Genomic DNA, 18986 nt, shown 5'->3' with positions numbered 1-18986 from the left:
AGAGCACGTTAAAAACGTCACTATGTAAGAAAGACATACACGAAGCGTCCTCGAACAGGATTGAGGACGTTGTAACACCTGTTAAATACTCACTCTTATAAAACAAAGTGGTTTTTAGCATTATTGTTACTTATCTGTCATATTAACTCTGTAAGCTCATTTTATCCGAGGTATTCAAACTCGCTTACCTAAGGCAGATGGAGACAATAAAATGAAGATGAAAGAACAATTAGACAGTGCTCAACCCCTAAAAAAGCATAAGACCAAAACGAAAAAAAGTGAGCACAAAAAGAAGCAAGCAAAGTTGGATACTAAAAAAGAAAGTAAAGAACAAAAACACCACAAAGAAAACACGTCTAAAAAAACATCATCCGCCAATTTGCCGAAAAAACAGTACAAGATCGACTCTGTTGTTACAAAAACAGAGGAAGCAAAATCGTCAAACACATTAACAAGACAGCGTGTGTCAAAAAATCTACAGCCGATGAGTAAAGAAGATCAACTGATCGCCATTAACCAGATCATCAAACGTTTGTTATTAGATGAAATGACGCAAGGCGAAGCTCTGCGCGAGTTACGAGTGGATGTGCTGGGACTGAGACAAGACGCCTATACTAAACTGTCAGGCGTTTCTCGTAAGACATTGTCTGAGATCGAAAACGATAAAGGCAATTACACTGCAGAGATTATCAACAAGGTGTTCAAACCTTTCGATATCAAGCTTGGTCTCGTACCCACGTCAAGCCAGCTATTGGCCGCCATCCTGACGCATTAAATCATAACGGCAAGCCTACGTATCGTCGTGAGTTATCGGTTACACCGACAATGCAAAGGCTGCCATTTTCTTAGCAAGGTCGAAATCTTTTTGGGAAATGCCTGACACATCGTGGGACGTGAGTTGAATACTGACTTTATTGTAAACATTAAACCATTCAGGATGATGATCTTGCTTTTCAGCGTAGATCGCACACATGGTCATAAAACCAAAAGCATGCTGAAAGTCTTTGAATTTGAAGGTTTTACTGAGTTTTTCGTTTTCTACCACCCAGTCCTGTGACGTTTCTGCATTTAATTGGCTAAGCGCCTGCTCTATCTCATGCGGTTCAAGCTTTCGATGTGCCATGCTTCTACACCTCTATATCAAGTAAAAATAGTATGATTCGAAACATCAGTGTAGCGGCTTGATGGCTAAATTGATATTAAACGAAGGTAGCTCCTCGTGTATTAACGTACAAAGCATAAATAGAGTGGGAAGATGCCATAAACAAACGATTGCCTTTTGTGCCTCCAAAGCAAATATTGGCACAATATTCAGGCAGCTTAATATGACCAATCGGCTTACCGTCTTTATTAAAGACCATGACACCATTGAGGCTCGTCGGGATGTTGACCTTTAGATCCGTCACTCCCCCAACCACACCACAGATTACCGTCTTGATCACATTTAATGCCATCAAACGCAGCATGAGGAATATCCGCAATAATGGCTTTACGGCGGCCTAATGTACCATCGGGCATCACATCATAAGCCCATACTTTTCTAGGTTGTGACAAGCATTCAACCACGTATAAAACAGATTCATCTGGCGAAAAGCACAACCCATTTGGCCCAGCCAAATTATTAATGACTTGAGTTAACTCTCCCGTTTTACCATCAATACGGTATACCGCATCGGGGAGCCTCCGTCTGGACAATATGACCTTCATACATACTACCAGCCTGAAATGGTGGATCCGTAAACCAAATAGAAGCATCCCGCTTCACCACCACATCGTTGGGCGAGTTAAAACGCTTCCCTTGAAAATTATCGGCCAATACCTTTATCGTTCCGTTGTGTTCCGTTCGAGTCACACGACGGCCTTCAGTCTCCGTTGTGGACCCCTCACAAACAATCAATCGCCCTTCAAGATCTCGACACAAGCCATTCGAATAATTGGATTGGTGGCGATAAACATTAAATTGATTGGTGATTTCGTCCCAACGCATGATGCAGTTATTGGCAATATCGCTGACCAGTAAATAACGACCATCACCACTCCAAACTGGGCCTTCCGCCCAACGCATTCCCGTCGCTAACCGCTCAACACTGGCGTTAAAAAGGCGGTATTTTGAAAAGCTCTCGTCGAGTATCTCTACATGCTCATCAGGATACTGAAGACTTAGCGGCTCAGCGAACAACTTACTCGAAAAACCACTTAACGCAATGCCTGACAACATTGCACTTTTTTTAAAAAAATCACGACGACAATGAGATGTTTCATCTTTCCCAAATACGGTTTCATCTTTACTTTCCATTCACCCTAACTCCCTATTCAATCCATTGTGACATCACACAAAAATAGACATATAGTCAGACCATCTTTTTAATGCTTAAAGAATGACAGCGTCTCTTTTTGACTCAGGGCCAACTGAGCAAGCTCCTTGGCGGCCTGTTGTGTTTGATTAATCGCAGACACATTCTGATTCACCAAACCAACCGTATTTGCGGTATTTTTATTGATATCAGCGGTGACATTAAACTGTTCCTGAGAAGCGGCGGCTACCAGGGTATTAATATCTGAAATAGCGCGGACATAAGTAGAAAGCTCATCAAAAGAACGCTTAACATTTTCTGATAACTCAACCGATGATTGAATTGCCTTAACGTTTTCAACCATGTTGTCATTGGCTTTCTTGGATTGCTCTTGCAAGGTCGCGATAATTGCCTGAATGGTGGCTGTAGACGCTTGTGTTTTCGCCGCAAGACTACGAACTTCGTCTGCCACAACCGCAAAGCCTCGCCCCTGCTCTCCGGCTCGTGCGGCTTCAATTGCCGCATTAAGAGCCAGCAAATTAGTCTGTTCAGAAATGGCACTAATGACATTCGTCACTTCGCCAATGTTCAGTGTTTCATCCCTTAATTTGGCGATCATAGCGGCCGTATCATTAAAGGTCTTATTAATGTTATGAGTTAAATCAATGGATTTTTGCAGACCCTGATGGCCTTTTGTCACGCTTTCAATCGCCTTATTCGCTTTGTCTTCCGCCTGAACAGCATTCGCACTGACTTCTTCAGAAGCATTGGACAATTCATTTACCGCATTGGCAATCGACTCGACTTCTTTTAATTCTTCTGCAGAATTATCGGCTGTGCTCTTCATCACCAAGGTCAACTCTTCAGAAGCCGAAGCCACATTGTCTGAAATAGACAAACTTCCGCGAATGATCTCAGAGAGTTTCTGATTCAGAATAATGATCGATGCATAAATACCGGTTTCATGACCGTTATTTTGTAATTTTTGCGACAAATCCCCTTTCGCAATACGAGAAATAATGTCGGATATTTCTTCAGGCTCACCCCCAATAGGTTTGTAGACGAGATTAACCACACCGTAGTAAACAATGCAAAGAGAGGCGATCACCAAGGCAATAAAAATAGAAATAGAGCCAAGCAGCATGCTTTTACTGGGTGCTGAAATCTCGTCATCCCAATTAAAGGAAACCACTTTCCAATCTCGGTTCTGCAAGCGGCCTTCAAACGCCGTCACATCACGATCATTGACGCTGTAATGCAGTACAGGGTTATTGTTATTAAACTTAGAATAATCAGGACGTATTTGAAAAATATTTTTACCTAGCAAATCCTTGTCAGGAGCAGATACAACATAACCACTGTCATCAAACACGAAGAGCTGATTCTTCTCCGTCAAATTTTCAATGAAAGTGGTTAACTCAGACACCTTGAGAGTGACACAAACAACGGCAATAACATTACCGTCTCGATAGATAGGCGACGCTAACGCAAAAACGTCAGCTTGCTCGCCCTCACCAAAGTACGCTTTCGTTATGATGTTTTTTTCACCAGAAAAAGCCCTCACATACCATTCTTTTTTTAGTTCTTTGGCATTAAACCCAGGAAAGAAACGATCACCTTCAAAAGACAGGCCACTTTTTAGCGCCACAAAAGCGGCCTGAATAGCAGGGTTGGTGCTTTTTAATAACGCCAGAGCTTCCGTTACTTGTTTTTCATTGGCAAAAGTCAAGTCGTCGTTAAAATCGACATGGAAGCTTTGCAAAGCCCCAAAGTAGGAATTGATATTTTGCTCTAAAGCAGCGGCAACCAGAATGGTTTCCACTTTTTGATTTTCTAGAGCATATTGACTATTGAATGAACTGAACCGGCTGTATCCATTCCAAGTTAAAATCCCTGAAATGATAAGAATAAGACACAAAGTAAAAAATAGAATTCTATTTTTTAAGGTAAATTTCATAGACCATATCCTTATATGTTAATTGTCTTTAGACACTCATCATTATTTTCTGACAGTAAGAAAATAACAGGCACTCAATCATTCAAATCTTATGTATTAAGCGTGACAATAAAGTGAATTTGCCACGCGTCATAAAAAAGAAAAGAGTTAAGGTAGAGTAACGAAACACACAAAAGGAATATAATTCGCGCCATCAGGGCAGAGAGAATGAAATTTACTCTCAGAAAAACGAGCCATGAATATGTACTCAAAAGTCCGTTTTGAAGATGCTTCCTTAGCCTAACCTTTATGGAGATTACATTACTTTACATAGTCTTCATAGTAGGTTTTACAGGCATTTTGAGTACATTTTAACAAATACTGATCTATCTCTATCTTTGACGTATTTTACTTGATCGTGAAGTTCACATCGATGTTGCCACGTGTTGCATTGGAGTATGGGCATACTTTGTGAGCGGCTTCAATCAACTGTTCAACCACGTCTTTTTCAAGTCCTGGTGCGTCTACTTCCAAATCCGCACTGATGGTAAACCCTTCGCCTTTGGTGTTTTCACCAATGCCGATGGTCGCTGTCACACTCACGTCGTTTGGAATTTTAACTTTTTGCTTAGACGCCACCAATTTGAAAGCGCCAATAAAGCAAGCAGAGTAACCTGCGGCAAACAACTGCTCTGGGTTAGTACCTTCACCGCCCGCACCACCCAATTCTTTTGGCGTGCTTAGAGCAAGATCCAATTTATTATCAGATGAGATAGAACGACCATCACGGCCACCAGTTGATGTTGCTGTTGCGCTATAAATAGGTTTCATAATATTGCTCCTTAATGACATCATTGATAAACATTATTTATTTAATAGTTATCGCGATAACAATAATATTAAAAATAAAGGCTCTGTAAAATGAGCCTATGGATTTATGTTATTGCAATAACTATTATTACGCAACCCCTATTTTGTCAATTTCTTACGCAGCGCCACCAGCTGCTCACGTAAAGCCACTACTTCATCCATACCAATTCCGCAGGCTTCTGCCACACAACGGTTCACTTGCAAACCTTGTTCACGTAGCTGCTCGCCCTTCTCTGTGAGACAAATACTCAAGCTACGATCATCGTCCACTCCACGCAATCGCTGAACCAGACCATCCGCTTCCATACGCTTAATCACTGGTGTTAATGCGCCAGACTTTTGTCCCAACGCATCACTAATGTGCTTCAAACTCACACCATCCTGTTCCCACAGAATCAGCATCACCGTGTATTGCGGGTAGGTTAAACCAATGGCAGACAACGGCTCTTTGTAGAACTGAGTCATCGCTAAAGAAGTGGAGTACAGCGCAAAGCACAATTGGTTATCGAGTAATAAGGGATTGTCAGAATTCATAAGCTCTCATTGATAGTTACGCGAACAGTTATAGCGATAATAATTCGGAATTCTACCTTTTTTTGTACACTAACAACACACCTCACACCAACAAACGTCGAGTCACTGGCGTAGATTTCACAATCGCGGTATTGGTGTCCGCCAACTCAGATACTCGGTCTAGAATTGGGTCAAGCTCACTGATATTCTTTAAATACAAGCGTGCCACGTAGCAGTCTTCCCCTGTGACTTTGTCACATTCGACAAACTCAGGAATCGAGCGAATCAAGGCCTCTAAGGCTTTTAATTTACCAGGGAGCTGACGCATACGCACAATCGCCATTAAACTATATCCAAGCACTTTAGGGTTCACTTCCACTCGATAGCCAGAAATCACGCCACTTTCTTCTAATCGCTTGAGTCGTTCATTAACGCTGGGGGCGGTCATTCCAACAGTACGAGCCAACTCGCTTACTGGTGTTCGTGCATTCGCGTAAAGCAGTTCAATTAACTTTGTATCAATGCCATCTAAAACACATTCTTCTTTTTTAAGGTTATTTCGCATTTTCACCTCCGATACATACAGTACTTTGCTGTATTTATCTCTTTTTGTATCTGCCAAAGTCAGGCTTTCAGCTTTATTCTATCCACCATAGAACACTTCCTCTTTAAAAGGTACTCACCGGAGCGCTTTAAATCAGAGGACACTACGAGGAGTCGGCAATGAATCGTTCCAGCAATACTATCGGCAGTATCGAGCCTCATTCTAGCCATGATACTGTCTGGCACCATCGGCTATTTTGTTATCAGTTCAGGTCAAGCTTTTTGGAATGTGGTGTTTTTCCGCTGCGTCATCGGGGCGATTGTTCTAGGTGGCTATGCTTATTATGCGGGATTCATTCGTCGAGAATACTTCCAGCCTAGCGTCTTGTTGATGATTATTTTGGGCGGCATTACTTTAGTAGGTAACTGGATATTTCTGTTTGCCTCGTTCAATTACATTCCCTTCTCTATCGCCACTGTGGCTTACCATATGCAGCCGTTATTTTTAGTACTAACAGGTGCGTTAATCACCAAAGAGAAGCTGTCTGGCAGCTTATTGTTTTGGCTCGCCTTGGCGTTTATCGGACTGTTTTTAATCGTAGAACTGGATCTGAACGAGATAAGCGCACTCTTCTCAGGTGAAGCAAGCAGCGACGGCTCTTCTGCATTATTTGGCTTATTACTCGCTTTGGGAGCCGCACTACTTTATACCGTGACCACGCTTGTGACGAAAAAAGTCAGCCAAGTGCCCTCCACTTTTGTGGCGTTGATACAGGTTATCGTGGGTGTTTTTATGCTCCTACCCTTTGCCGATTTTGACAATTTACCGACGCAAACCAGTCAGTGGATCGATCTCTTGATTCTCGGTGCCGTTCTCACAGGGTTTATGTACATTATTATGTACGACAGCTTTCAAAAATTACCCACCAGCTTGATTGCCTTGCTGTCGTTTATTTATCCGATCACGGCTTTGTTCGTCGACCACTTTGCCTTTTCTACACACGTTAGCCTAACGCAAATACTTGGTGTCATACTGATATTACTGGCAGCGAGTGCGGTGAAATTTAATTGGGCCTTTTCACGACATAAGAGCGAAAAAGTAAAATAGGAAAAAATCATGTCAAAAGTAACCCTCAGCGGCCATATTGAAGTGCCAACAGAAGATCTCGATTCAGTGTTAGCAGAACTGCCAAACCACATTGCGCTGACCCAAGCCGAGGCGGGCTGTATGACGTTTAAGGTCACTCAGGACAGCGGCAATCCACAGCGCTTTGAGGTGTATGAAGAATTCACTGACAGAGCCGCATTTGAGAGGCATCAAACCAGAGTGAAAGCATCTTATTGGGGTGAAGTGACAAAAAATATTGAACGATTTTATAGCATCACAGATCATTCCGTTGAGCAATAAAAAACCAGCGCCGAGTAACAACGCTGGTTTTAAAGATGAGTTGTAAATCTATCGCTTTAAGCCTCAAGGCTTAATCACTTAATGAATGCTAAGCTTGGGTCGCTCTTAGCATCCATGCCGTTTTTTCATGCACTCGCATACGATCAGAGACCAAAGACGCGGTAGATTCGTCATCAGCCTCTTGCGCTACTTTCAATACTTTTCGTGCGGTTTTGACAACTTGCTCATGCCCTTTGGTTAAATATTTTACCATCTCAGCCGAAGTTGGCACCCCATCGACTTCCTTAATGGAGCTCAATTCAGCAAAGGCTTTGTAGGTACCTGGCGCCGCAACGTCCAAAGTGCGAATACGTTCTGCAATATCATCAACAGCAAGCGCTAGCTCTTGATAGTGCTCTTCAAACATTAAATGCAATTCGCGAAATTGAGGACCCGTAATGTTCCAATGAAAATTATGTGTTTGCAGATACAAAGTATAAGTATCCGCTAAAAGACGCTTGAGTCCCATCAGAAATCTCCGCTCTATTTCTTTTGCTTATTCCTATATCGATGTCGGTCATGTTATTACCTCATATTTAAAATTGTGATAACTCCTTCATGACCACTGCAGAATACAACGAACTGCAGTGCATCATTTATTTCAAGCTTTGCCAGTATTGCACACGATGCTGGGATGATCACCTGTGCTGGCGTATTTATATTATTACAGTAAAACAATCCGCTTCGAAACCCACGAATTTCTAGGAAACAAGGAGATAATAAGGGAAGAAAATGATTATTCTCTTAGAATAAAATGTTCATATATGAAGCCAAAGGCGGTATTTTTCTTACCATACACAAGCGCCTAAACAGCATTTTTTGTCCAATCAAAATCCATCTGTCGCGCGGTTTTTTCAGCGAGTGAAAGGCTATGAAGCCGACTCACAAGATGCAAACTCATATCGATGCCTGCCGAAATACCCGCAGACATGACCACATCACCAGCATCCACCCAACGCACACCGTCCACCACATCCAACGTTGGAAATTGCGCCCTTAAATCCGCAATGTCCTCCCAATGGGTAGTCACTTGTTGCCCTTGAAATAACTCCGCTTTTGCAAGTAAAAATGCCCCCGTGCAAACAGACGCAACCAAACTGGCTTGTTGAGCTTGTTGATGAATCCAGCTGATCACCTTAGGTTTGTGAATTTCTTCAGTGTGATCACCACCCACGACGATAAAGACATCAATCTGAGGATGATTGTGAAAACCATAATCCGGCATCACTTTATACCCCGCCCTAGCGACAATGGTGTCACCCGACTCACCGATTAGAAACACATTAAACGGTGTATCGTTTTGGCAAACACGTGAAGCGGTTGTAAACACCTCAAATGGGCCGGAGAAATCCAATACTTCCGCTTTATCATAAAGATAAATACCGACATTCATACGTTAGACTCCTTTGAAAAGACACACTCAATGTATAGGCAAATTTTTCTCATTAAAACACACTATACGCCATTATCACCCAATCACCGCTTCCATCTGGGGCTCTCTAACCTTCTTCCATTTATCAAAATTCGTTATGCCTGCCATCAATTTAATTGGCTTTTTTCTGCTGCTTGCTTGGCGCAATATCAGACTATCAACTAAAAAGGAAAGATTTATGATTCTGCACGATTTTTTACCCTCTGGAAACGGCTATAAAATCCGTTTGTTATGCGCTTGTTTAGGCCAGAAAATAACATTGAAACAATATGACATTACCAAAGGAGAAACGCACACAGAATCCTTCTTGGCGATGAATCCAAACGGTAAAATTCCGGTATTGGAATTAGATGATGGACAATGCTTGAGCGAGAGCAACGCAGTACTTCTGTATCTTGCAGAACAACACAAATCTGCCTTGTTACCGATCGACCCAATCCTGAGAGCTAAAGTCTATAAATGGTTATTCTGGGAACAATACAGCCATGAACCTAACATTGCTTCGCCGCGTTTTTGGTTAACTCACAACGCTATGACAGAGCTAAAACAACTAATGTTGCCAGATCGCATTCAACAAGGTTGCGCGGCGTTAAAACAAATGGAAGAGACGTTAGCCACGCAAACGTACTTAGTCGGAGACACCATCACGCTAGCGGATATTTGCTTGTTTCCTTACACCCATGTGGCGGAAGAAGGCGGCGCTTATCAATTGTCTGAGTATCCTAATATTCAACGCTGGATTAAACAGATTGAAGCGGTGGATTGGTTTATTCCGATTACACACAGCTGATGCCACGTTACATCCATACGCTTATGCACAACACGTATGACGTCTAAACGTGTGGATGCCACCTAGTTAAACCTTGTTTTTTCCCATTATATTTTGCTTAAAAAAAACACTTCAAATTGTTTTCCTAACTACTTGCACATTTCAACCCTGAGTGCCATTTTTATAAACGACGCTATTGTCTTATCCATGTAGTTCCTAGATATAAAGACCGCTGTATAGCACGGAAGAAGTTATCAATATTTGATTATCAAACATTGTTTTATCAAGGATTATTTCATGAAGATATTTCGTACCATTCGAGGCCGCTATACTCTCGCGTTTGGCGGTTTAGCACTGATCTTTTTAGTGGTTGTGATCTCAACCGAGGCATTGGTTCATTATTTACAAAATAGCATGGGCAAGTACGCTTCTGGCGCGTCGTTAATTCAGAACGCTGATAGGGATTTGTACCAGTCACGCTTAGCGCTATCGACGTTTCTTTTTGCTCATGAAGCGCAGTCAAAAGAGGACGTATTACTCAATGCACAGCAAGCCTTTGATCGAATGCAGCAATTTAGACTGCTCACAGGGGATATCACTGAAATCACCAACTTATTGGCAAAGTTTGAAGCCACTTACCAGCATTGGTTCTCCAACACGACAGAGATAATGGACCAAAATAATGATGTCGCCATGATGCGGTTTATCGATGAGAACCAAACCGCTTTCATCAACTTACGCAGCTTGTATGATGAATCTGAAGGTCTTATTGGCAAATATGCCACCCTTGAAAGACAGACAATCAACGAATACACCAATCGCTTCAAGCTCATAGTTGGTGTATTGGCTATAGGCGTTCTACTGCTCAGCATCTCGCTGGCTTGGTTTGCGCCACGCAATATTTCCAGAGCCATTAAACAAGTCACCTTTGGAGTTCGACAAATAAGCTCTGGCGACGGCGATTTAACCCGCCGTATTAACAGCACCAAACTAGATGAAACAGGTGAATTAAGCCGCGAGACTCGACAGTTTTGTCGCCCGTCTTGGTAGTTTAATTGGGCAAGTACGTTATGGCTGTGAGCACATACGTCAAGAAATGTCTCACTTAGGTGAGTCGGCTTCATCATCTGCAAACCTTAGCGAACGGCAAAACCAAGCACTTGAATTCATCGTCACGGCAGTTGAGGAAATGGGCGGCGCCACTCGAGAAGTCGCGCAAAATGCCGCTAATACAGTAGCTGAAGTGGAAGAATTAAACCGCTCAGCCGACAAGGGCGTCATGCAACTGGATAATGGCATTGCACAGTTAGACCGCCTTTCAACACAAATCCAGCAAGCTGCCATAGTCATCAATCAACTATCTGACCGCTCAGATCGTATCGCTTCAGTCTTAGATGTCATTCTAAGCATTTCGGAACAAACCAATTTATTGGCCCTAAACGCGGCAATAGAAGCCGCAAGAGCGGGCGAACAGGGTCGTGGATTTGCTGTTGTCGCCGATGAGGTGCGCAACCTCGCCAGTAAAACCCAAGCGTCAACCGAAGACATTCAATTCATGATAAACGATCTACAATCTGGGGTTCGCAACGCGGTTTCCTCCATTAAAGAAAGTGTCGAGATGACACAAGTCAGTGTGGAGCTATCCCACAAAACCATGAATTCTATCGCGATTGTAAAAACATCAGCAGGGCGCATTTATGATTTTACAGCCCAAACCGCCAGCGCCACGGAAGAGCAAAGTAAGGTGACGGATGAAATCAATGAAAACCTATCCAATCTATCTGCAATGTCTAAAGAGGTAATGAATATATCCAAACGTATCAGCCATTCTGTTCATGAGACCCTAACCAATTCAAATGAGCTAGCCGGACAAGTAAAGCGTTTCACTGTATAATACTTATGAAAATTGAAATATTAAAACCATCGAAATATGACGATCAACTTCATCATTTCGATGGTTCTTTATATTTTTCACGCTATCTAAAAGGCGTCGTATAGTGCGGATTTTCAATAAACATCGTATCTGTCAGGCTATTCAAAAAAGCAATTAACTGGCGTTTTTCAATCTCTGTTAACACAAAGGGGTGTAATTTTTCAGAGATCAAAGGAGACGCTTTACCTTGCTGTGCAGCACGCCCACCAGCAGCGTAATGATCCAGCACATCTTCTAATGTTGCGATAGAACCATCATGCATGTAAGGGGCGGTTTTCGCGATATTGCGCAAGGTTGGCGTTCTAAACCGTCCTCGATCTAATGCATTTCCTGTGTGTTCATACAAACCTTGATTACCTTCTGGATACGCACCTTGTCCGTCTAGATTATAAAGCCCGGTATTATGAAAAACAGGAGCTTGCGTCGCGTCGGAAAAATGTACCCCCGAATGACAAGCAGAACACCCAACTCTGTCACTCATAAACAACGCTTCCCCTTGTTTCGCCTCCTCACTCATGGCGCTGTCATTGTGATTGTACTTGTAGTCATCGTAAGGGGATTGATAGCTTATTAAAGTGCGTTCAAAGGAAGCTAACGCTTTAGTAATGGTATCGAAGCTAATTGGGGGATTTTGATTAGGAAATGCTTTTTGAAATAAATCTGGATAAATAGGATCTCGCTGTAAAAACAAAATTACTTTACCTTCTTGGCCCTTGGTATCCATTTCAATAGGATGAGTACCAAAGATAGGAACCTTTGCTTGATCTTCTAAACGAACTTCATGAGGGTTTGCCCAAGTCAGCGTTTTCATATAGGCCACATTCACAATCGCCATGGCATTCCGGCTATGAAACTGTCCTGTAACACCAACAGAAACAGGTCTTTGCTCTGAAAATGAATGTTCAGGCATATGACAAGTAGAGCAAGACATATAGCCCGGCCCAGACAAATTGGCATCATAAAAGAGACGCTGGCCGAGTGTGACTTTCTCAGCCGTCATAGGGTTCTCAGCAGGTACTGGTGGAGGGACCATCCATTCAGGCAGTCTCCAGGTGTACTCACCAGCATGACTCCAAGAAATACAAGTCAACAATATCAATCCCAAAGCAAGATGCTCAACGTGGAATGAGAAATAGCCACATTTAACCTTCACCACATCTCCTAAGAATTTTTGTTTCAAATATAAAGCCGCTTTGATAATAAGCGCCCTAGGCTATATAAACTAACAGCAACAGGAATATTCAATAACAAAACTAGCAGGCAATCCATCGCCACAGCCAATACAAAAGCGAAGACCGCATCCAAATATAGGCATACATTTCCCAACAACAAGAGAAAAAAAGAAACGTTTATCTGCATGGCAAATCCTCCCTATGTCATAAATTAAAGATTAGTCCCTAAGTTTTGAGAATTCACGATCTAGATCGAATTTTTTAGATGTAACATGTCGTTCTATTTCGGACACTCGCCTTGTTGCATCATCCAATTTTTCTTTAGCACGACGCAATCTTAAGTTAGCACTATCAGCGTACTTGAACATTTTCTTTGGTCGGTAACTTTGTTGACGCTCATCGTATTCATATTCGTACCCGTTCTCGCCACTTGGTCGAACATCCAAAAACCACCACAGCGCGATATAAGCAATCACTACAAAGCTGCCGAGAAATAAAAAACCGCCAAAGGTAAAAAGGCGAACGACCCATGTATCCACATCAAAATGGTCTGCTAGGCCGGCACACACGCCCCCAAAATAACCTTTTTCTTTATTACGATATAAATTCAAATCCCAACCATGAGACTTTTTGGCTCTGATACTTTCCTTTATTTTATCTTTCATCATTGCATTCCTCTTACCGAGCTAATCTTTTGTGAACAAACCACCCGAAGATCATCGGTATTCATCATTATCTCTATTACGCCAATCAGGACTTTCCACATCTAAAATTTTTTCTAATGCTTGTACGCGATCGGTCAATTTATCCGCCTGCATTAATAAAGACTCTAATTCGCGCTTATCACCTTCACCCAACCCTTTTACAGCACGGTTCTTACTTCGGTAATGCAATAGCAACCAGATAGGCGCCACTATCGACATAAAAATGATGGTGGGAACAAACAAAAATACAGCCATACTCATAGCACAATTCCTTTTTACACACTGACACAAATTCAGCTTAGTTGGTCTTAATCATTTTCTCTTTCAAACGAGCCAACTCATCATTGATATCGTCATTTTCTGCCAAAGCGTCAATTTGTGACTTCAAATCTGCTTTTGGTTGCATGCCGATATCCATAGATTCAAGTTGACCTTCTAAGCTATCAACACGACGTTCAAAGCGTTCAAATTTCTCAAAAGCATCATCTAGCGCTTCTTTATGATTCTGGCGTTTTACGCGTATACGGCTTTCTACACTGGATTGGCGTAACAGCATGGCTTTTTGTTTGGCTTTGGCATCATTCAATTTGATTTGTAGCTGCCCGACTTCTTCATTCAAATGCTCAAGGTGTTCATCCAAAGCAGACAATTCTTCCTCAATCGCATCCGCATCTTTTTCTATCTGTTGTTTTTCTGACAACGCTGCTCTAGCTAGGTCTTCACGCCCTTTATTGATTGCCAACATGGCTTTGCTTTCCCACTCTGTGGCTTCGCTGCGCATACGCTCCAAACGTCGCCCTGTGGTTTTACGATCGGCAATCACACGAGCAGAACTAGAACGTACTTCCACTAATGTTTCTTCCATCTCTTGAATCATCATTCGGATCATTTTTTTGGGGTCTTCGGCTTTATCCAACAACGAGGTTAAGTTGCTATTAATAATGTCCGTCATTCTTGAAAAAATACCCATAATTTATCTCCTGTTTCCTATGCAATTAATGACTTTCCTCTCTTGCTACTACAGCATTCGTGCCAAAATCAGTAAGCCAATGATTATTAAGATATTATTTATTTTATAGCGCTATCACCCCAACCTTTAGTGGCGAAAAAAACTATTTATTGGTATTTTAAACCACACAATTTTGGCAAATTAAACCAACCACATTAAGAACAATCGATACGCTTATGAAAAATAACCAAAGAGTCATTGGTAGCTCTCAAGCACTGGCTGATGCACTTGATCATGCCTCAGTTCTAGCGGAAATTAATCGACCTATCTTAATTTGTGGTGAACGAGGCAGCGGCAAAGAACTCATTGCAGAACGATTACATTATTTATCACCGCGTTGGGACCAACCTTTTATTAGCGTCAACTGCGCCGCTATTAGTAACAGCTTGATGGAAAGTGAATTGTTTGGTCATGAAGCAGGGGCTTTTACTGGCGCTACCAAAGGATATCAAGGTCGCTTCGAACGTGCAGACGGCGGCACCTTATTCCTCGACGAACTTGGCACCATGTCATTACGAGTACAAGAGAAACTGTTACGGCTAATTGAATATGGTGAGTTTGAACGCCTTGGCAGTGCAAAAACTCAACGAGTTGACGTTCGCATTGTCGCGGCAACAAACGCCGATTTGCAGGATCTGAGTGAACAAGGTGTATTTCGCGCAGACCTACTCGACCGCCTTACCTTTGATGTCATTCAAGTCCCGCCATTACGGGATAGAAAAGAAGACATAGAAGAGTTAGCCAATTTTTTTGCCATGAAACTTAGCACAGAGCTGGGCTGGGAATATTTCCAAGGGTTTAGTCCTGAAGCCCTAACGTCATTAAAAAATTATGATTGGCCAGGCAACATCCGAGAACTAAAAAACGTCATTGAACGCTCGGTTTATCGCTGCGGCTTCCAAGCCGACCCTGTCGATAAAATCGTAATCAATCCTTTTACTCGTGCAAATGAAGAAGCAAGCGACAGCCTCATCAATAAACACGCCGTACAGACAGAAACCATAGAATCAAAGTCGACTGGCTTTTCCCTTAATTCTTCTTTGGGCTTGAAAGAGCAGACCTTTCAACTGCAACAATACTTAATTCTGCAAGCTCTTAATGAAAATCAACACAACCAACGACTCGCCGCGCAATCATTGGGACTCACTTATGATCAATTTAGAGGTTTGTTCAAAAAGCTCAAATAACCTCTTAGTTATTTGAAAAAAATCTTGTTTCACTGTATTCAATTCACACATGTGAAGATGAAAATTCACCAGTCAACAAGCCTTGTTGCGCTCGACGTGCTTCCGTATAGTTCGTGCTTTATCCCATCAAAATTCTACTCTGTGGTTTTTTCGCCATTGCAGAGAAAGAGTAAGTGATGAAAATGCGATATAATGTTACATTATAACAAACCAATGACGGACATTGATTCACCTTGATTAACCCAACCGCCTTAACGGCCAAGAACCACGATCATAAAGACGATTCATCTTACTCGTTTTTTGCCGACTGCCAGCCTGCCAGCATACAGCTGAAGGACGTTGCGTGGTCTCCTTACCGTAACAAGCCATTGCTAAAACCCATCACGATCGAAGTTCATGCAGGTGAGTTTCTGGCCATTGTCGGACCTAACGGATCAGGAAAAACCAGTCTATTGCGCTGTCTTTACCGCACTAATAAACCAAGTAGCGGAACGGTTTTACTCGATGACAAAGACATTTGGTCTTTGTCGCCACGCCAATGCGCTCAACGTATCGCGACGGTTTTACAAGACACTGGCGGCGAATTTGGCCTAAGCGTTTTTGAAATGGTGGAAATCGGCCTAACGCCAAAGTCCCTTGTGTGGGGCCGCTCCGACCAAGATTTCCAGATCGTCGAAAGCGCACTAACTTTGGTTGATGCCGCGCATTTAGCTGAACGCTCTTTTGGTTCTTTGTCCGGCGGCGAGCGTCAACGAGTGATGATCGCCAGAGCCCTAGCACAACGCCCTGATGTATTGGTTCTCGACGAGCCAACCAATCATCTAGACATTCGCCACCAACTTGATGTCCTCACTTTACTGTCAAAACTGCCTTGTACCATTATTGTTTCTTTACACGATTTAGCCCTCGCCTCCGCTTATGCTGATCGAGTACTAGTGATGCAAAATGGTGAAATGCAGGCCTGTGCACCGGCTAATGACGTTTTTACCCAGCAACGCATAAAACAAGTATTTGATGTGGACACCATCATTGATGAGCATCCCATTACACAACGCCCAAGATTCTCTTTTTATATCAATGATTAACAGGACAAATTCATGACAACGAGTGTTACTACAAACATCAAACACACATCATTACTCGTTAGTGGCGCATTGTTAGGTTTTTTACACACAGGCTTAGCGAGTGCCTCTGAGTACCCTGTCACCGTACAAAGCTGTGACCGCCAAGTTACCTTTAATCAAGCACCAAAAGCGGCCGTATCAAACGACGTCAACTTAACCGAGATGATGCTGGCCCTTGGCCTGCAAGATCATATGGTCGGCTTTACTGGCGTATCTGGCTGGAAAACCTTAGATCCAACATTGCGTAATGGCATCGGCGAATTACCTGAACTGTCACCTAAATACCCCAGTAAAGAAGTGCTTTTGGGTGCTGATGCGGACTTTTATTTTGCGGGCTGGAACTACGGTATGCGAGTGGGTGGTGGCGTTACGCCTGATACCTTGGCGCCCCTTGGCATCAAGGTATACGAATTGACTGAAAGCTGCATTCATATCATGGACAAACCGAAAGTCTCCATGAATGACCTTTATGTAGATTTGCTCAACCTAGGTCGTATTTTTGGTAAAGAAGAGCAAGCCCAATCCTTGGTAAAAGGTTATCAACAAGACCTTGAGAATTTCCAAGCTGATCTAGCGCCATTAAAAACAGCACCGAAAGTCTTTGTTTACGATTCCGGTGAAGAACAACCCTTTACCTCCGGTCGCTTCGGTATGCCGACCGCCTTGATCGAAGCCGCAGGCGGCAAAAACATCGTCGACGACGTGCAAAAAAGCTGGACTCAAATTGGCTGGGAAGCCGTTATTGACCGAGCACCAGAGTTTATTATTATCGTTAATTATGGCGACGTTACCGCAGAGCAAAAGATCAACTTCTTGCGCAGCAACCCAGCTTTTAAAAACATTCCAGCAGTGAAAAACAATCACTTCGTGGTATTAGAATACGTCGAGGCCACACCGGTCCTCGCAACATAAATGCGATCAAACGCTTAGCCGAGGCTTTTAGAACGGCGTTATGAAATCTACCAATAAACAACTCACCATCATGGGGCGCGTTCCCCTGCCCGCACTGTTAATTTTGCTGAGCATTTTGCTGTTGTTATTAATGGGCGTGGCGATTGGTGTTGGGTCTGTGCCTATTAACCAGTCCACCGTGTGGAGTGTGATTGGTCACAAATTATCGATCACCAATACACCGCCAAACTGGTCGATGGGACGCGAGAATATTATCTGGGCCGTGCGTTTACCGCGCACCTTGCTAGCCGCCATGGTGGGCTCCGCCTTAGCCATTGTCGGAGCCGCGTTGCAATCCGTCACTCGTAATCCTCTGGCGGATCCGCATTTGTTAGGCGTGTCATCTGGCGCGGCACTGGGCGCGATTATCGCACTGTTGCATACAGGCATGATTCTTGGCGTTGTCACCGTACCTGTCTTTGCTTTTCTGGGTGCTTTGTTTGCCATGTTTCTGGTCTTGGCGGTAGCGAACTTTTCGTCGGCGCACAGTGCAGGTCGATTGATTCTAGCAGGCGTGGCCGTGGCCTTTGTACTCACGGCCTTGGGGAATTTATTCATCTTTATGGGCGATCATCGCTCGTCTCATACGGTGATTTTCTGGATGCTCGGCGGCTTAGGACTGGCGCAATGGGGACAGCTTTGGTTTCCGCTAGTAACGCTCTTACTCGGTTCCGGCTATCTGATCTACAACGCTCGTTATCTTAATGCCATGACTCTTGGCGATGAAAGCGCCAGCACATTAGGGGTTCCGGTCGAGCGATTCCGTCTAATTGTGATTGTTGTCTGCGCGCTACTGACTGGCGCGGCGGTTGCGTTTTCTGGTGTCATCGGCTTTGTCGGCCTGATGGTGCCGCACATTGTGCGTTTACTGGTTGGTGGCGATTACCGCAAAGTCTTACCTTTGTCGGCTTTGATAGGCGCTCTTTTTCTAGTTACTGCTGACATTGCTTCCAGAGTTCTTATTCCCCCTGAAGACATGCCCATAGGCATCATCACAGGACTCGTTGGCGGTATCGCCTTTGTCTTCCTGATGCGACAAAAACGTAACGTCTCGATATAATCTGCATTTTCTAGATGGCTCTGTCCATTTTGCGACGATAGT

General features: G+C 43.2%; 24 protein-coding genes. 10 read left to right on the top strand and 14 right to left on the bottom strand.

Annotated features, from left to right (window positions below; all coding sequences use genetic code 11):
• The first annotated feature begins 211 nt into the window (after positions 1-211).
• Positions 212-775: a helix-turn-helix transcriptional regulator gene (locus AC0L6V_RS19480; RefSeq protein ID WP_265220006.1), complete on the top strand. Its 564-nt coding sequence runs from the start codon at positions 212-214 to the stop codon at positions 773-775.
• Positions 776-814: 39 nt separating this feature from the next.
• Here the strand turns inward: AC0L6V_RS19480 and AC0L6V_RS19475 are convergent, their stop codons facing one another.
• From AC0L6V_RS19475 to AC0L6V_RS19440, 8 genes are all read right to left on the bottom strand, one after another.
• On the bottom strand, positions 815-1123 hold the full coding sequence (locus AC0L6V_RS19475) for a 4a-hydroxytetrahydrobiopterin dehydratase (RefSeq protein ID WP_265220005.1): 309 nt from the start codon (positions 1121-1123) through the stop codon (positions 815-817).
• 76 nt (positions 1124-1199) lie between these two features.
• A complete protein-coding gene (locus AC0L6V_RS19470; protein WP_265220004.1) occupies positions 1200-1361 on the bottom strand; it encodes an SMP-30/gluconolactonase/LRE family protein in 162 nt (53 codons plus the stop codon).
• The gene (locus AC0L6V_RS19465) at positions 1351-1707 is read right to left on the bottom strand and encodes an SMP-30/gluconolactonase/LRE family protein (RefSeq protein WP_418138520.1); all 357 of its coding nucleotides are present in this window, start codon (positions 1705-1707) and stop codon (positions 1351-1353) included. The genes AC0L6V_RS19470 and AC0L6V_RS19465 overlap by 11 nt, the downstream gene beginning before the upstream one ends.
• Positions 1655-2296: an SMP-30/gluconolactonase/LRE family protein gene (locus tag AC0L6V_RS19460; RefSeq protein WP_418138519.1), complete on the bottom strand. Its 642-nt coding sequence runs from the start codon at positions 2294-2296 to the stop codon at positions 1655-1657. The genes AC0L6V_RS19465 and AC0L6V_RS19460 overlap by 53 nt, the downstream gene beginning before the upstream one ends.
• Before the next feature lie 68 nt (positions 2297-2364).
• Positions 2365-4251, bottom strand: a complete 1887-nt coding sequence (locus AC0L6V_RS19455; protein ID WP_265220002.1) for a methyl-accepting chemotaxis protein — start codon at positions 4249-4251, stop codon at positions 2365-2367.
• A 387-nt stretch (positions 4252-4638) separates the two neighbouring features.
• Positions 4639-5061, bottom strand: coding sequence for an organic hydroperoxide resistance protein (locus tag AC0L6V_RS19450; protein WP_265220001.1), 423 nt, complete (start codon positions 5059-5061; stop codon positions 4639-4641).
• A 138-nt stretch (positions 5062-5199) separates the two neighbouring features.
• Entirely contained in the window at positions 5200-5634 is a 435-nt protein-coding gene (locus tag AC0L6V_RS19445; protein ID WP_265220000.1) for a MarR family winged helix-turn-helix transcriptional regulator, read from the bottom strand.
• 82 nt (positions 5635-5716) lie between these two features.
• A complete protein-coding gene (locus tag AC0L6V_RS19440; protein WP_265219999.1) occupies positions 5717-6178 on the bottom strand; it encodes an Lrp/AsnC family transcriptional regulator in 462 nt (153 codons plus the stop codon).
• 207 nt (positions 6179-6385) lie between these two features.
• On the opposite strand from AC0L6V_RS19440, the gene AC0L6V_RS19435 reads away from it, so the two are divergent.
• Both AC0L6V_RS19435 and AC0L6V_RS19430 read left to right on the top strand, forming a co-directional pair.
• Positions 6386-7264, top strand: a complete 879-nt coding sequence (locus AC0L6V_RS19435; protein ID WP_265219998.1) for a DMT family transporter — start codon at positions 6386-6388, stop codon at positions 7262-7264.
• Between the two features lie 9 nt (positions 7265-7273).
• Positions 7274-7564: a putative quinol monooxygenase gene (locus AC0L6V_RS19430; RefSeq protein ID WP_265219997.1), complete on the top strand. Its 291-nt coding sequence runs from the start codon at positions 7274-7276 to the stop codon at positions 7562-7564.
• 88 nt (positions 7565-7652) lie between these two features.
• On the opposite strand, the gene AC0L6V_RS19425 is transcribed toward AC0L6V_RS19430, so the two are convergent.
• Both AC0L6V_RS19425 and AC0L6V_RS19420 read right to left on the bottom strand, forming a co-directional pair.
• The gene (locus tag AC0L6V_RS19425; RefSeq protein WP_473482122.1) at positions 7653-8072 is read right to left on the bottom strand and encodes a Dps family protein; all 420 of its coding nucleotides are present in this window, start codon (positions 8070-8072) and stop codon (positions 7653-7655) included.
• Positions 8073-8408: 336 nt separating this feature from the next.
• Positions 8409-8996 carry a DJ-1/PfpI family protein gene (locus tag AC0L6V_RS19420; protein ID WP_265219996.1) on the bottom strand — a complete coding sequence of 196 codons (588 nt, stop codon included), beginning with the start codon at positions 8994-8996 and terminating at the stop codon, positions 8409-8411.
• Positions 8997-9213: 217 nt separating this feature from the next.
• On the opposite strand from AC0L6V_RS19420, the gene AC0L6V_RS19415 reads away from it, so the two are divergent.
• The 3 genes from AC0L6V_RS19415 (at position 9214) to AC0L6V_RS19405 (ending at position 11698) form a co-directional block, all read left to right on the top strand.
• Complete coding sequence (locus AC0L6V_RS19415; RefSeq protein ID WP_265219995.1) at positions 9214-9825, top strand: glutathione S-transferase family protein; 612 nt, start codon at positions 9214-9216, stop codon at positions 9823-9825.
• A 276-nt stretch (positions 9826-10101) separates the two neighbouring features.
• Positions 10102-10854: a methyl-accepting chemotaxis protein gene (locus tag AC0L6V_RS19410; protein ID WP_265219994.1), complete on the top strand. Its 753-nt coding sequence runs from the start codon at positions 10102-10104 to the stop codon at positions 10852-10854.
• A gap of 46 nt (positions 10855-10900) precedes the next feature.
• Complete coding sequence (locus tag AC0L6V_RS19405; RefSeq protein WP_265219993.1) at positions 10901-11698, top strand: methyl-accepting chemotaxis protein; 798 nt, start codon at positions 10901-10903, stop codon at positions 11696-11698.
• 82 nt (positions 11699-11780) lie between these two features.
• Here AC0L6V_RS19405 and AC0L6V_RS19400 read toward each other — a convergent pair whose 3' ends face one another.
• The 4 genes from AC0L6V_RS19400 to pspA all read right to left on the bottom strand — a co-directional run bounded on the left by AC0L6V_RS19400 (position 11781) and on the right by pspA (position 14583).
• The gene (locus tag AC0L6V_RS19400; protein ID WP_409418945.1) at positions 11781-12890 is read right to left on the bottom strand and encodes an MbnH family di-heme enzyme; all 1110 of its coding nucleotides are present in this window, start codon (positions 12888-12890) and stop codon (positions 11781-11783) included.
• A gap of 237 nt (positions 12891-13127) precedes the next feature.
• Positions 13128-13577, bottom strand: coding sequence for an envelope stress response membrane protein PspC (gene pspC, locus AC0L6V_RS19395; RefSeq protein ID WP_409418944.1), 450 nt, complete (start codon positions 13575-13577; stop codon positions 13128-13130).
• A 48-nt stretch (positions 13578-13625) separates the two neighbouring features.
• Complete coding sequence (pspB, locus tag AC0L6V_RS19390) at positions 13626-13874, bottom strand: envelope stress response membrane protein PspB (protein WP_265219991.1); 249 nt, start codon at positions 13872-13874, stop codon at positions 13626-13628.
• Positions 13875-13911: 37 nt separating this feature from the next.
• Positions 13912-14583, bottom strand: coding sequence for a phage shock protein PspA (pspA, locus tag AC0L6V_RS19385; protein WP_265219990.1), 672 nt, complete (start codon positions 14581-14583; stop codon positions 13912-13914).
• Between the two features lie 215 nt (positions 14584-14798).
• Between pspA and pspF the strand changes: the two genes are divergently transcribed.
• The 4 genes from pspF to AC0L6V_RS19365 all read left to right on the top strand — a co-directional run bounded on the left by pspF (position 14799) and on the right by AC0L6V_RS19365 (position 18944).
• Complete coding sequence (gene pspF, locus AC0L6V_RS19380; protein ID WP_265219989.1) at positions 14799-15809, top strand: phage shock protein operon transcriptional activator; 1011 nt, start codon at positions 14799-14801, stop codon at positions 15807-15809.
• 233 nt (positions 15810-16042) lie between these two features.
• Positions 16043-16894, top strand: coding sequence for an ABC transporter ATP-binding protein (locus AC0L6V_RS19375; protein ID WP_265219988.1), 852 nt, complete (start codon positions 16043-16045; stop codon positions 16892-16894).
• A gap of 12 nt (positions 16895-16906) precedes the next feature.
• The gene (locus AC0L6V_RS19370; protein ID WP_418138518.1) at positions 16907-17845 is read left to right on the top strand and encodes an ABC transporter substrate-binding protein; all 939 of its coding nucleotides are present in this window, start codon (positions 16907-16909) and stop codon (positions 17843-17845) included.
• Between the two features lie 40 nt (positions 17846-17885).
• Positions 17886-18944: a FecCD family ABC transporter permease gene (locus AC0L6V_RS19365; RefSeq protein WP_409418942.1), complete on the top strand. Its 1059-nt coding sequence runs from the start codon at positions 17886-17888 to the stop codon at positions 18942-18944.
• Positions 18945-18986 lie beyond the last annotated feature (42 nt).

It is taken from the genome of Marinomonas sp. G8-14, assembly GCF_055808935.1.
This window is presented reverse-complemented; position numbering and strand designations above follow the sequence as displayed.